This is a genomic window from Streptodolium elevatio, from assembly GCF_053592165.1.
In genome coordinates, this window is record NZ_JBSFVE010000029.1 from 51,987 (window position 1) to 64,936 (window position 12,950).

At 72.0% G+C, this 12,950-nt stretch carries 8 protein-coding genes; 7 read left to right on the forward strand and 1 reads right to left on the reverse strand.

What is annotated here, in order from left to right; translation table 11 throughout:
* Window positions 1-52 precede the first annotated feature (52 nt).
* The 4 genes from ACWD12_RS35850 (at window position 53) to ACWD12_RS35865 (ending at window position 5,476) form a co-directional block, all read left to right on the forward strand.
* On the forward strand, window positions 53-286 hold the full coding sequence (locus ACWD12_RS35850) for a hypothetical protein (protein WP_358349817.1): 234 nt from the start codon (window positions 53-55) through the stop codon (window positions 284-286).
* Complete coding sequence (gatB, locus tag ACWD12_RS35855) at window positions 283-1,788, forward strand: Asp-tRNA(Asn)/Glu-tRNA(Gln) amidotransferase subunit GatB (RefSeq protein WP_358349815.1); 1,506 nt, start codon at window positions 283-285, stop codon at window positions 1,786-1,788. Before ACWD12_RS35850 ends, gatB begins: the two co-directional genes overlap by 4 nt.
* Before the next feature lie 293 nt (window positions 1,789-2,081).
* Window positions 2,082-2,264, forward strand: coding sequence for a hypothetical protein (locus ACWD12_RS35860; protein ID WP_358349813.1), 183 nt, complete (start codon window positions 2,082-2,084; stop codon window positions 2,262-2,264).
* Window positions 2,265-2,470: 206 nt separating this feature from the next.
* The gene (locus ACWD12_RS35865) at window positions 2,471-5,476 is read left to right on the forward strand and encodes a helix-turn-helix transcriptional regulator (RefSeq protein ID WP_450103101.1); all 3,006 of its coding nucleotides are present in this window, start codon (window positions 2,471-2,473) and stop codon (window positions 5,474-5,476) included.
* Window positions 5,477-5,580: 104 nt separating this feature from the next.
* Here ACWD12_RS35865 and ACWD12_RS35870 read toward each other — a convergent pair whose 3' ends face one another.
* The gene (locus ACWD12_RS35870; RefSeq protein WP_450103102.1) at window positions 5,581-6,774 is read right to left on the reverse strand and encodes a PQQ-dependent sugar dehydrogenase; all 1,194 of its coding nucleotides are present in this window, start codon (window positions 6,772-6,774) and stop codon (window positions 5,581-5,583) included.
* Window positions 6,775-6,861: 87 nt separating this feature from the next.
* On the opposite strand from ACWD12_RS35870, the gene ACWD12_RS35875 reads away from it, so the two are divergent.
* The 3 genes from ACWD12_RS35875 to ACWD12_RS35885 all read left to right on the forward strand — a co-directional run bounded on the left by ACWD12_RS35875 (window position 6,862) and on the right by ACWD12_RS35885 (window position 12,814).
* On the forward strand, window positions 6,862-7,836 hold the full coding sequence (locus ACWD12_RS35875) for a 2-hydroxyacid dehydrogenase (protein WP_450103103.1): 975 nt from the start codon (window positions 6,862-6,864) through the stop codon (window positions 7,834-7,836).
* A gap of 225 nt (window positions 7,837-8,061) precedes the next feature.
* Window positions 8,062-9,627, forward strand: coding sequence for a DUF2079 domain-containing protein (locus ACWD12_RS35880; protein WP_450103104.1), 1,566 nt, complete (start codon window positions 8,062-8,064; stop codon window positions 9,625-9,627).
* 415 nt (window positions 9,628-10,042) lie between these two features.
* Entirely contained in the window at window positions 10,043-12,814 is a 2,772-nt protein-coding gene (locus tag ACWD12_RS35885) for a putative bifunctional diguanylate cyclase/phosphodiesterase (RefSeq protein ID WP_450103105.1), read from the forward strand.
* Window positions 12,815-12,950 lie beyond the last annotated feature (136 nt).

Genomic DNA, 12,950 nt, shown 5'->3' on the forward strand with positions numbered 1-12,950 from the left:
TCCACGCGACCGATCCCGACCGACTTTCCGACGGTTTCCGAGGAGACATCAGATGGCCAAGAAGAAGGCCCCAAAGAGCAAGGCCGGGAAGTTCATCGGCCTGGGCATGCAGGTGTTCGGCGCGATCGGCGTCATGAAGCAGATCAAGGAGGCCAGGGGCAAGCACGACAAGCTCGAGATGACCGACGCGATCATCTCGGCCGCCGCCGTGATCACCGGCTTCGCCCTGCTGATCCGCTCGCTCCGTGAGGAGCAGGAAGAGGCATTGGAGATCGAGGGCCTGTGACCAGCACGACCGAACTCATGTCGTACGAGGAGGCGCTCGCCTCGTACGACCCGGTGATGGGTCTCGAGGTGCACGTCGAGCTCGGCACGAACACCAAGATGTTCTGCGGGTGTTCGACGGTGTTCGGCGGCGAGCCGAACAGCCAGGTGTGTCCGACCTGCCTCGGCCTGCCCGGTGCGCTCCCCGTCGTCAACCGCACGGCGGTGGAGTCCGCGATCCGCATCGGCCTCGCGCTGAACTGCGAGATCGCCGAGTGGTGCCGCTTCGCCCGGAAGAACTACTTCTATCCGGACATGCCGAAGAACTTCCAGACGTCGCAGTACGACGAGCCCATCGCCTTCGACGGCTACCTCGACGTCGAGGTCCAGGGCAAGACGTGGCGCGTCGGCATCGAGCGCGCGCACATGGAGGAGGACACCGGCAAGTCGACCCACGTGGGCGGCGCCACCGGCCGCATTCACGGCGCCGACTACTCGCTGCTCGACTACAACCGGTGCGGCATCCCGCTCATCGAGATCGTCACCAAGCCGATCGAGGGCGCGGGCGACCTCGCCCCGGAGATCGCCAAGGCGTACGTCGCCGAACTGCGCGACCTCATCAAGGCGCTCGGCGTCTCCGAGGCCCGCATGGAGCTGGGCCAGATGCGCTGCGACGCCAACCTCTCGCTGCGCCCGCACGGCCGCGAGAAGTTCGGCACGCGCTCGGAGACGAAGAACGTCAACTCGCTGCGCTCGGTCGAGCGGGCCATCCGCTTCGAGATCCAGCGGCACGCGACCGTGCTGTCCGAGGGCGGCACGATCGTCCAGGAGACGCGGCACTTCCACGAGGACGACGGCACCACCACCGCCGGCCGGGTCAAGGAGGAGGCCGAGGACTACCGGTACTTCCCCGAACCGGACCTCGTCCCCGTGGCGCCCACCCGCGAATGGGTCGAGGAGCTGCGCGCCACGCTGCCCGAGAAGCCGTCGGTGCGCCGCAAGCGCCTCCAGACCGAGTGGGGCATCTCGGACTTCGACATGCAGTCGCTGGTCAACGCGGGCGCGGTCGACGCGATCGTGGAGACGGTCGCGGCGGGCGCGGACTCCGACGCCGCCCGCAAGTGGTGGCTCGGCGAGCTGGCCCGCAACGCCAACGAGCGCGGCGTCGAGGTCGGTGCGCTGCCCATCACGCCCGTACAGGTCGCCCGGGTCGCCGCGCTGGTCAAGGCCGGCGAGCTGAACGACAAGCTGGCCCGACAGGTCATCGAGGGCGTGCTGGCCGGCGAGGGCGACCCGGACGCCGTCGTGGAGAAGCGCGGCCTGAAGGTCGTCTCCGACGAGGGCGCGCTCGGCGCCGCGATCGACGACGCCATCGCCGCGCAGGCGGATGCCGTCGCCAAGATCAAGTCGGGCAACCTGGGCCCCGTGGGCGCGCTCATCGGCGCGGTCATGAAGGCCACCCGCGGCCAGGCCGACGCGGCCCGCGTCCGCGAACTGATCCTGGAGAAGCTCGGCGTCTCCTGAGGCCCGGCCCTCCCCGGAGGGCACCGGTTCCCCGACATGAAGGGTGCCGCCCCCGCACAGGGCGGCACCCTTTACGCGTACCCGGCACGACCTAGGTAAGGGGTGGGCGGTGCCTTAGGGGCCTTAGGTCCTGTTGCACGCCGCCTAAGGCGCCCTAAGACCTTCCGGCCCGGCCAAGATCGGGCATCCGCCCGATGCCCCGGCCCCCTCTGGGACGCGAACCTTATGACATGCCCCGAGAGGGGCTCCGAAGCGGAGAAGCCGCCGAGGAAACGTCACAAGGAGAAGCCGAAATGCTCGAGTACGAGATGTTCCAGGCCCGCGAAGCCGAAATGCACCGCACCGCCGCGCACGAGCGCAAGGTCCGTACCGCCCTCCGGAACCGCCGCGAGGCCCGCCGCCTCGCACGCGCCGCGGAGGAGAGTTCACGCGCAAGCGCCGGTGGTATCGCGGGGTCAGTACGGCCCGCGGTATGACCGGAGCCGGGTCGGCGAGGCCTTCGAGGAAGGGGGGCCGAGCCGACCAGGGCCGGAAGAAGGGTCCAGGACACCGTCGGGGGTGTCCTGGACCCTTCTCGCACGTCCGGTGCCCCGGCCCGCGCACGGGGTGTTCTCCACGGCCCCGCGCGCGGCGTCCTTGACCTGCGACAACCAGTTCGCCTCGGGAGAAAAGGGGGCGCTCTGTGTCCGTTCCCCATGGCATGCTCGACCACGTGTCCACAGTTGCGGTGAGCCCTGTCTTCGTCGGTCGCCTCCCCGAGCTGTCCCAGCTCGCGGACGCCCTGCGCGACGCCGACGCGGGCACGCCCGGCGTCGTCCTGATCGGCGGCGAGGCCGGCGTGGGCAAGACGCGCCTGCTCCAGGAGTTCGTCGACCAGGCCGAGGCGAAGGGCGCCGTCACCGCGATCGGCGGCTGTCTCGAGCTGGGGGCCGAGGGCCTGCCCTTCGCACCGGTCTCCGCGGCGATGCGCGCCCTCACCGACGCGCTCGGGCCGCAGCTCGCCGATGCCGTCGCGGGCCGCGAGCAGGACCTGTCGTGGATCATGCCGCACCTCGCGCCGATACCGTCCGGCATCACGTCCGGCGACTACGACCGCGCCCGGCTCTTCGAGCTGATGCTGCGCGTGCTCGAACGGCTGGGCGAGGACCGCACGCTGGTCGTCGCCTTCGAGGACATGCACTGGGCCGACGCCTCGACGCGCGAGCTGCTGTCCTTCCTGGTCCGCTCGATGCGCCGGGGCCGGATTCTGGTCGTCGGCACGTACCGCGCCGACGCGATCGACCGCCGCCATCCGCTGCGCCCGTTCCTCGCCGAACTCGACCGCATCCGGTCGGTACGCCGCCTCGATCTCGGCCGCCTGACCCGCGCCCAGGTCGGCGAGCAACTGCGCGGAATCCTCGGCGAGGAGCCCTCCCGCCGACTGATCCGGCAGATCTACCAGAAGTCCGAGGGCAACGCCTTCTTCGTCGAGGAACTGGCGCGCGGGGTACGCGGCGGGCGCCTGACCGGCCTCTCCGACACCCTGCGCGACCTGCTCCTGATCCGCGTCGAGGAACTGCCCGACAGCACCCAGCGGGTGGTCCGCACGGCGGCGGTCGGCGGCAGCAACGTCGGCCACGCCCTGCTGAGCGAGGTGGCCGGGCTCGGCGGCGCGGAACTGGACGAGGCACTGCGCGGCGCGGTGTCGATGCACGTCCTCGTCCCCACCAAGGACGGCGACGGGTACCAGTTCCGGCACGCCCTCGTCCGCGAGGCGGTCCGCGACGACCTGCTGCCCGGCGAGCGCATGCGGATGTACGTGCGCTATGCGGAGGCCCTGGAGCGCGTCCCCGAACTGGTGCCCTGCGACGAGCACTCCAGCCGCCTGGCCATGTACTGGTACCACGCGGGCCGCGCCACCGAGGCCCTCCCGGCCGTCCTGGCCGCCGCCGACACCGCGCGGTCGCGGTACGCGTTCGGCGAGCAGTTCCGCCTCCTCGAACGCGCCCTGGAACTGTGGGAACAGGTCTCCGACCCCGAGGACCTGACCGGCATCACGCTGCTGGACCTGCTGTTCACGGCGATCTCCCCGGCCCGCTTCGACAACGCGTTCGACAAGGCCCTCGCGTTCAGCCGCCAGGCGCTCGACCTCGTGGACGCCGAGGCGGATCCGCGCCGCGCGGCCGCGCTGTGGACCATCCGCGCCGGACTCCTGCGCGGCAGCAACCGCTCCAGCGGCCTGGCCGAGCTGCAGAAGGCCGAGCACCTCCTCGTCGGCCTGCCGCCGTCCATCGAACACGCCCGCGTCCTCGGCCAGATCGCCCGCGACCAGATGCTGGACGGCCCCACCGAGGAGTCCGTGGCGACCGCGCGCGAGGCCCTGGCCATCGCCCGGAGCATCGGCAGCCCCGCCGACGAGGCGACCATCCTCAAGACGCTCGGCTGCCTGCTGGTCAACCTGGGCCGCCCGCACGAGGGGCTGGCCGAGTTCGAGGAGGCCCGCTCGCTCGCCAAGCGCGCGTCCGAACCGGACATCATGTGCCTCGTGCTCAGCAACCTGTCGTCGGTGCTCGAAGGGCTGGGCAGGCACCGCGAGGCCGCCGAGGCCGGCGCGGAGGCGCTGGCGATCGCCCGAGAACGCGGACTGGTGCGCGGCATCGGCGCGTTCACCATCGGCAACCTCGGCGAGAGCCTGGTCTCGCTCGGTGAGTGGGACGAGGCCGAACGCCTGCTCGACGAGGTGTTCGAGCACGAGACCAAGCCCGAGACCGCGGGCCACGCCAACCGCCTGCTGGTCGAGATCGCGCTCGCCCGCGGCGACATCGCGACGGCCACGCGCCTGCTGGACGAGGCCCGCCAGATCGCCGACGCGACGTACGTCGAGCCGCAGTTCCGCATCCCGCTGCGCACGCTGGAGGTCGCGGTCGCCCGCCGCCTCGGCCGCCTCGCCGACGTACGCGAGCTGATCGCCCCGGACCTGAACAACGACTTCCCGGCCGGACACCAGCGCTACACGTGGCCGCTGCTGGTCGAGTCGGCACGTGCCGAGGGCGACGCGACCGAACTCGCCGGATATCCGCGCGGCGGCGCCGAGTTGAAGGCCCGGCAGGAAGTGCTCAAGCGCATCCGCGCGGTCGCGATGTCGCTGGCCCGGGACTGCCCGCTGGACGAGGCACACGCGGTCAACCTGCGCGCCGAACTGGCCCGGGCGGAGGGCCAGGCGACCGTCGAGCTGTGGGAGGAGGCGGTCGCGGCCTGGGAGCAGACGTCGCAGCCGTACGTCCTCGCCCGGGTCCGCTGCCGGCTCGCCGCGGCGCTCATCGCCGCCGGGGACCGGGTGCGGGCCACGCTCGTGCTGGCCCAGGCGCACGCGAGTGCCGTCGCGCTGGGCGCGCGTCCGTTGACCGAGGAGACCGAACTGCTCGCCCGCCGGGCCCGGCTGCCGCTCGACGGGTCGGCGGTGTCGGGGGTACGTCCCGAGGCGCCGCCCGCCGAGCTTCCGGAAGGCGCGATGCTCACCCCGCGCGAACGCGACGTGCTGCGGCTCGTCGTGGACGGCCGCAGCAACCGGCAGATCGCCGAGGAGCTGTTCATCAGCGTCAAGACCGCGAGCGTGCACGTGTCCAACATCCTGGGCAAGCTGGAGGTCTCCAGCCGCGGCGAGGCGGCGGCCCTGGCGCACCGCCTGCAACTGGTGGACTCCGCCTGAGGGTTCGCCGCGCCGGGGCAGCAGTCCGGCACCCCGGCCGGGTCCAGCCCGGGCCCAGCCCGGTTCAGCCCGGCCCAGAACAGCTCAGGTCAGCACAGCCCAGCTCAAGTCAGTGAGACCTGAAGGATGCGGTCGTCGCCGGCGCGCGCGTCGCCCCGGCCGTCGGTGTTGTTCGTCGCCACCCACAGCCCGCCGCCGGGCGCCGGGAGAACCGTGCGGAGCCGCCCGTACTTGCCCTCGAACAGGGCCGTGGGCTCGCCGAGCCGGTCGCCCTGGATCGGCACCTGCCACAAGCGCTCACCGCGCAGGGCCGCGACGTACACGACGTCGTCGACGATCGCGATGCCGCTGGGCGACGCTTCGCCCGTCGACCACTGCACCAGCGGGTCCACGTACTTCGGGTCCTTGGCGATGCCCTCGACCACCGGCCAGCCGTAGTTCGAGCCGGGCGTGATCAGGTTGACCTCGTCCCACTCGTTCTGGCCGAACTCCGCGGCCCACAGCCGGCCGGCCGAGTCCCACGCGAGGCCCTGCACGTTGCGGTGCCCGAGGCTGTACACCGGCGAACCGGGGAAGGGGTTGCCCGGCGCGGGCTTGCCCTCGGGGGTCAGCCGCAGGATCTTGCCGCCGAGCGAGTCGCGGTCCTGCGACAGCGGCTCGTCGCCGGCCTCGCCCGTGCCCGCGTACAACATGCCGTCCGGGCCGAACGCGATCCGGCCGCCGTTGTGCCGGCCGCCCGACGGGATCCCGGTGAACAGGACCTCGGGCGAGGTCAGGCCCGTCTCGCGGGCGTACTTCATCCGCAGGATGCGGTTGTCGTCACCGGTCGTCGTGTAGACGTACACCCAGCCGTCGCGGGCGAAATCGGGGGACAGCGCGAGGCCGAGCAGGCCGCCTTCGCCGCTGTGCTGTGATCCGGGGACCTTGCCGACCTCGGTCAGGCCCGGCGTGCCGGGGCGGAACCGGGACACGGTCCCGTCGTCGCGCGACGCCACGAGCACGTCGCCGTCGGGCAGCGGGGCAACCCCCCACGGCGAGTCGAGCCCGGTGACCACGTCCCCGGTCACCGCGGCCTTCGGTACGCCCGACGCGGTCGGCCCGGGTGCCCCGGGCACCTCGGAAGCTCCGGGCGCCCCGGGCGGCACCGCCCCGGCCGAAACCGGGGTCTGTGCCGCGGCCTTGCCCGGATCGTCGTCGCCACCGTCGTCGGAGCACGCCGACGCCGCGAGCACCACGGCCGCGGCCGCCGCGGCCAGCCTCGCCGCGGACCCTCTTCGCGTGCGCTTGCCTGGGACCACCGTCTTACCGCCTCACGTGCGATCGTGCGTTCTCCCGGCCGGACCACCCGACTCGACGACGCGCGCCGCGACCGTAGAGTTCCCCGCATGGCCGCTTCGACAACCCCTGACGGTTCGCACGCCGCCCCCGCCGCCTCCGCCGTGCCCGGGCGCATCCGGATGCCCTACGACCCGGCCGAGGTCGGCGGGCTGCCGGCCGGGCTGGACATCGAGGTCTACGACGGAGTGGCGCCGCCCCCGAGCGAGCACGACGGGGTGGTGTTCTACGTGCTGCCGTACACGTTCGACCAGACGCCGCTGCGGGTGCTCGCCGAGATGCCGGACGTACGGTTCGTGCAGACGCTGACCGCCGGGTACGAGCACGTCCTGCCCTACCTGCCGCCCGGCGCGCGGCTGGCGAACGGCCGTGGCATCCACGAGGCCAGCACCGCCGAACTCGCGGTGGCGCTCACGCTGGCGTCGCTGCGCGGCATTCCGTCGTTCGTACGAGGCCAGGACGCGGGGGAGTGGCGGGCCGGCTTCTACCCCGCGCTCGCCGACAAGACCGTGCTGATCCTCGGCTACGGCGCGATCGGCGAGGCGGTGGACCGCCGCCTCGCCGGGTTCGAGGTCGACGTCGTACGGGTCGCGCGCCGTGCCCGCAGCACCGCCGACGGCGCGGCCGTGCGCGCGATCTCCGAACTGCCCGCCCTGCTGCCGACCGTCGACGTCGTCATCGTGACCACCCCGCTCACCGAGGCGACCCGCGGCCTCGTCGACGCGGCCTTCCTCGCGCGCATGCGGGACGGGGCGCTGCTGGTGAACGTCGCACGCGGCCCGGTCGTCGACACCAAGGCGCTGCTCACCGAGGTGACCGCCGGGCGGATCACCGCCGCGCTCGACGTCACCGACCCCGAGCCGCTGCCCGCCGACCACCCGCTGCGCTTCGCGCCGGGGGTGCTCGTCAGCCCCCATGTCGGCGGCAGCTCGTCCGCGTTCCTGCCGCGCGCGCAGCGGCTGATCCGCACCCAGGTCACCGCGTGGGCGGAGGGCCGCGAGCCGGCCAACGTCGTCGCGGGGTAGGCGGGGTAGGCGGGGCACGGGCTTGGCACCTGATCCGGCGCCTGCCCGCCCGCTCGGCGGAGGGCGGTCCTGCCACGGACGGGTGACGCTGCGCCGAAATCACGTTCGGCTGACAACCATGTGATCACTATGACCCGTATCTGATTGGTAGGGTCTGGGGCCGTTGCCCTCCGGAAGCGGGGGCCGCGGCCGTCTCATGGCGGTCGGCGTACGAGGCGGAGAATCATGAACGTTCCGGCGAGCCGGGTCGACAGCGGCGCGGTCGCAGGCGGATCCGCCGTGTCCGAAACCCCGCAGGCCCTCGACGTGCCGGGGGCCGTTGCCCCCGAGACGCGCGACGCGCGACTAAGGGAGGCCAAGGCCCCGACGCGCCGCGCGCGCCTGGACCGCTTCCGGCTGGGGCCGGGCGCGGTGCCGTACCTCGTCGCACTCGCGTTCTTCGTCGCGTACGCCGCATATTCGCTGCTCAAGCACCGGCGCATGGAGACCCACGCGTACGACCTGGGCCTGTTCGAGCAGGTCGTACGCAACTACGCGCACTTCCGCGCCCCGGTCTCCGACATCCGCGAGCCGGGCTTCAACGTGCTCGGCGAACACTTCCACCCGATACTCGCCCTGCTCGGGCCGTTCTACCGGGTGTTCCCCGGGCCGGGAACGCTGCTCGTCGCGCAGGCTCTGCTGATCGCGCTGTCGATAGTCCCGATGACGCGGATCGGCATGCGGGCGTTCGGGAACCCGGGCGGGGCCGCGTTCGGGGTCGCGTACGGCCTCGGGTGGGGGTTGCAGAGCGCGGTCGCGTTCGAGTTCCACGAGGTCTGCTTCGCGGTGCCGATGCTGGCGTTCGCGCTGGAGCGCTTCCTGCGCGCGGAGTACCGTGCGGGCGTCCTGTGGCTGCTGCCGCTGGTCCTGGTCAAGGAGGACCTGTCGCTCACGCTGGTGGCGGCGGGCATATACCTCGCGGTGCTGCGGCAGTGGCGCTGGGCCGCGGTCTCGGCGGTGACCGGCGTCGTCGCCTTCGTGGTCGTGGTCTTCGTGATCCTGCCGTCGCTCAACCCGACCGGCGAATACCCGTTCTGGGGCAACCTGGACGGCGGCGAGGCGCGCGCGGGCAACGCGGCTCCGGGATCGTCCGCCGAGGACGTGCCGGTCAGCCGGCTGGTCTTCGACCTGCCGTACGACATGCTCTTCCCCAGCGTGAAGTGGATGACGCTGTTCACGCTGCTGCTGCCGACCGGCTTCCTGGCGCTGCGCTCGCCGATCCTGCTCATGGTGCTGCCGACGCTGCTGTGGCGGTTCACGTCGAGCAACGAGTTCTACTGGGGCGTCTTCTTCCACTACAGCGCCGTGCTGATGCCGATCGTGTTCGCGGCCTTCGTGGACGCCGTGGTCAAGCTCCGCCGCTCGCGCCACGACTGGTTGCGCAGGTACGCGGCCAAGGCGGTGATCGTGCCGCTGGCCGTGTCGGTGTCGCTGTCCCGCGACTTCCCGTTGATGGAACTGCTGCACAAGAAGGCGTGGCTGGTCGACGAGCGGGTGGAACGCGCCGAGGAACTGGTCGCGCGGATCCCCGACGGCGTGCAGGTGAGCAGCACCGAACGCCTCGCCACGCGGCTGACCTCGCGGGCGCGCGTCACGAACTTCCCGACCGTGCTGCCCGGGCCCGGCTGGGCGGCGGTCGACGCCTGGGACGGCAAGGAGCAGTGGGCGCGCAGCTGGATCACGTACCTGGAGCAGCAGGGCTTCGAGCGCGTCGAGTCCGGCAAGGGCGTCGTGATCCTGCGCCGGGACTGAGCCGGGCCAAAAAACGCGGACCGGTCTCGCGTCCGGTTTCTTCCGCGCCACCCTTGTCACCAGGAACGGTTCCGTTTGTGCGCCACCCCTGCGCGGCCAACCGTGGGCATTTCCCGCACACTTCGTCACAACTTCCCTGGAACAGGGCGTGCGCGCGGTGAAAGTTCGTTACTCTGTGTTCTTGGGAGCGAGCACACAGTGACGGAAGTGGTGTATCGTCCGAATCGTGGAACGCCGAGGGGGCTGAACGGGTTCGACAGGTCCGCGACGTCTGCAGGACCTGTCCGAGGCCGCCCGCTTCCGGACTCGGCGAGGAGGGGAGTCGTCAATGCCGGGGGACTACCGCGTCGATGCCCGCCGCATTCATCGGAGAGCGACCCGCGACGGGCGCTCCGAGCGGGCGTGACCGCTGATCTTGTCCGGAACCCGTGCCAGGCGGCGTGCCCTGTCCGTCGCCGTCCCGCTGTGCGTCGCCTACGCCATCGGCGCGCTCCTGGGCTGGGGCAGCCCCACGGTGTCGCTCACCATGGGCGACTTCGGGCTGGCCGCCGCCGCGGGCGGCGCCGCCGTCTCCTGCCTCGTCCGGGCCGCCCAACTGCGCGGCAGGGCAGGGCTGTCCTGGGCGCTCCTCGGCATCTCCGCGTGCATGGTGGCGGTCGGCAACGGCATCTGGGGCTGGTACGAAGTCGTGCTCGGCACCGACGTGCCGACCCCCGGCCCGGCCGACTGGTTCTTCCTGTTCTTCGCGCCGCCCGCGATCACCGGCCTCTTACTGGTGGCCCAGCGTCCCAAGGGACTTGCCGCGTGGGCCTGCATGGTGCTGGACGGCTGGCTCATCGCCGGCTCGCTGTTCACCCTCGGCTGGAGCATGGCCCTCGCGCGGACCGCCGACGGGGACCGCACCGACGCCCTGAAGATCGCGCTGACCCTCGCGTACCCGGTCATGGACATCCTGCTCGTCAGCATGGTCCTGGGCCTGCGGGTCCGGGCCGGCAGCGCGGACCGCGCGGCCCTCAACGTCGCCCTGGTCGCGCTGGCCGTCACGGTGATGAGCGACGCCCTGTGGACCACCCCCGGGCTGCACGGCGGCTACCGCTCGGGTGAACTGCTGGACGCGGGCTGGTTCGCGGGCAGCGTCCTGCTCGCGGTGGCCCCGTGGATGGGCGACGCGACGCCGCCCGCCGCCACACCCTCGGGCGGGCATCGCACCTTCTCCATGCTGTCCGCCCTCACGCCCTACATCGCGGCGGCCGTGTGCACCGCGGGGGTGCTGGGCGACGCGGTCGCGGGCCGACAGCCCGACCCGGTGGTGCTGGTGGCGGGCGGCTCGGTGCTGGTCGTCCTGGTGCTGCGCCAGGGCATCACGCTGGTCGACAACGTCTTCATGGCCCAGGAACTCGCGGTCCAGGAAAGCCACTTCCGCTCCCTGGTCCAGGGGTCGAGCGACGTCATCATGATCGCGGCCAAGGACGGCGTGCTGCAGTACGTCAGCCACGCCGTCCGCCGGGTCTACGGCTTCGAACCCGAGGAACTGGTCGGCACCCGCCTCGAACTGCTCATCCACCCCGAGGACGGCACGCGCGTGCAGTGCGACCTGCGGCGCTTCCTGGAGGAGGCGGGCCGGCCGACCATGACGCGCATCGAGTGCCGCATCCGCTCCGCGGCCGGTACCTGGCTGCACACCGAGTCCGCGGTCAACCGCTACGGCGACGGCATCATCCTCAACAGCCGCGACGTCACCGACCGGGTCAAACTCCAGACGCAACTCGAACACGACGCGTTCCACGACCGGTTGACCGACCTGCCCAACCGCGCGCTGTTCGAGGACCGCATCCAACACGCCCTCGCGCAACGCCGCGGCGTGACGCCGACGATCGCCGTGCTGTTCCTCGACCTCGACGGCTTCAAGGCGGTCAACGACGCGGGCGGCCACGCGGTCGGCGACGAACTGCTGGTGCAGGCCGCGCGCCGGCTGGAACACGCGGTGCGCGTCGGCGACACCGTCGCACGGTTCGGCGGCGACGAGTTCGCCGCACTGCTGGTCGGGGACGCGTCGCCGCGCGCCATCCGGGAGATCGCCGAGCGGCTGCTGAGCACGCTGTCGGCGCCGTACCGCATCAACGACCAGGAGGTCCGCGTCGCGGCGTCGATCGGCATCGCGTTCTCGACCCCCGACATCGACCCGGCCGACCTGATGCGCAACGCCGACCTGGCCATGTACCGCGCGAAGTCCGGCGGCAAGGGCCGCGTCGAGGTGTACGCCCCGCAGATGCACATCGACGCCGTACGCCGCGTCGAGCGGGCCGCCCGCCAGCGCCGCGCACTGCACGAGAAGCGCCTCACCATCCTCTACCAGCCGGTCGTCGACCTCGCGACGGGCCGCGTGCGGGACGTCGAGGCCATGCTGCGCCGCCGCGACGACCGCAGCGCGCTGGTCGGCGCGGCCGAGTTCATCCGCCTGTCGGGCGGCGGCGACGCCCCCATGCCGCCGCTGGGCCGCTGGCTGCTCGAAGAGGTCGTCGACCAGACCGTGCGCTGGCGGGCCGCCGGCCACGACGTCGGCGCGAGCCTCAGCCTCCCGGCCCGCCAGGTGACCGGACCGGGGTTCGTGGAGGTCGTCGACACGGTGCTGCGCCGTTCGGCGCTGCCGCCGCAGGCCCTGACGCTGGAGATCACCGAGAACGTGCGGGGTGAGAGCGCCGACGAGCTGATCGACCGGATCGTGGCGCTCAAGCGGCTCGGCCTCAAGGTGTCGGTGGACGACTTCGGCACCGGGCAGTCGTCGCTGGCGTACCTGCGGCGCATGCCGATCGACACGCTCAAGATCGACCGCTCGTTCGTGGCGGAGGTCGGCTCGTGCCCGCATCTGACCGCGATGACCTCGACGATCGTGCGGCTGGGGCTGGACCTCGGGCTCACCCTGGTGGCCTCGGGCGTGGAGACGCCGGACCAGGCGGCGATCCTGCGCGAGATGGGCTGCCAGCGCGGCCAGGGCTTCCTGTACTCCGGGCCGTTGGAGGAGGAGGGTGTCCTACGTGTTCTGGGACGCGAGGACCTCGGGTCGGGCCTGGCCGACGGGTCGGCCGAGGACCTGGTCGACGCGCTCGACGACCACGGGCTGGGGGCGGAACTCGCCGAGGGGCTGGAGCGTCCTCCGGTGGTGCCGGTGCAGCGCCCGCAGGTCTGAGCGGTGTGACGCGTACGACGCCGAACAGGCTCCACCTGGACATATTGTCCGTATGGTGAGACCCGATTGGCCGCTGCTTGACACGTACCCTTGCTCGGAGGAAAGGTCAGGGCATGCAGACCCGCATCCTCGTAGT

Coding starts and splice junctions, on each gene's coding strand:
- ACWD12_RS35850 (WP_358349817.1), top strand. CDS start 53: ATGGCCAAGAAGAAGGCCCCAAAGAGCAAGGCCGGGAAGTTCATCGGC.
- ACWD12_RS35860 (WP_358349813.1), top strand. CDS start 2,082: ATGCTCGAGTACGAGATGTTCCAGGCCCGCGAAGCCGAAATGCACCGC.
- ACWD12_RS35875 (WP_450103103.1), top strand. CDS start 6,862: ATGGCCGCTTCGACAACCCCTGACGGTTCGCACGCCGCCCCCGCCGCC.
- ACWD12_RS35880 (WP_450103104.1), top strand. CDS start 8,062: ATGAACGTTCCGGCGAGCCGGGTCGACAGCGGCGCGGTCGCAGGCGGA.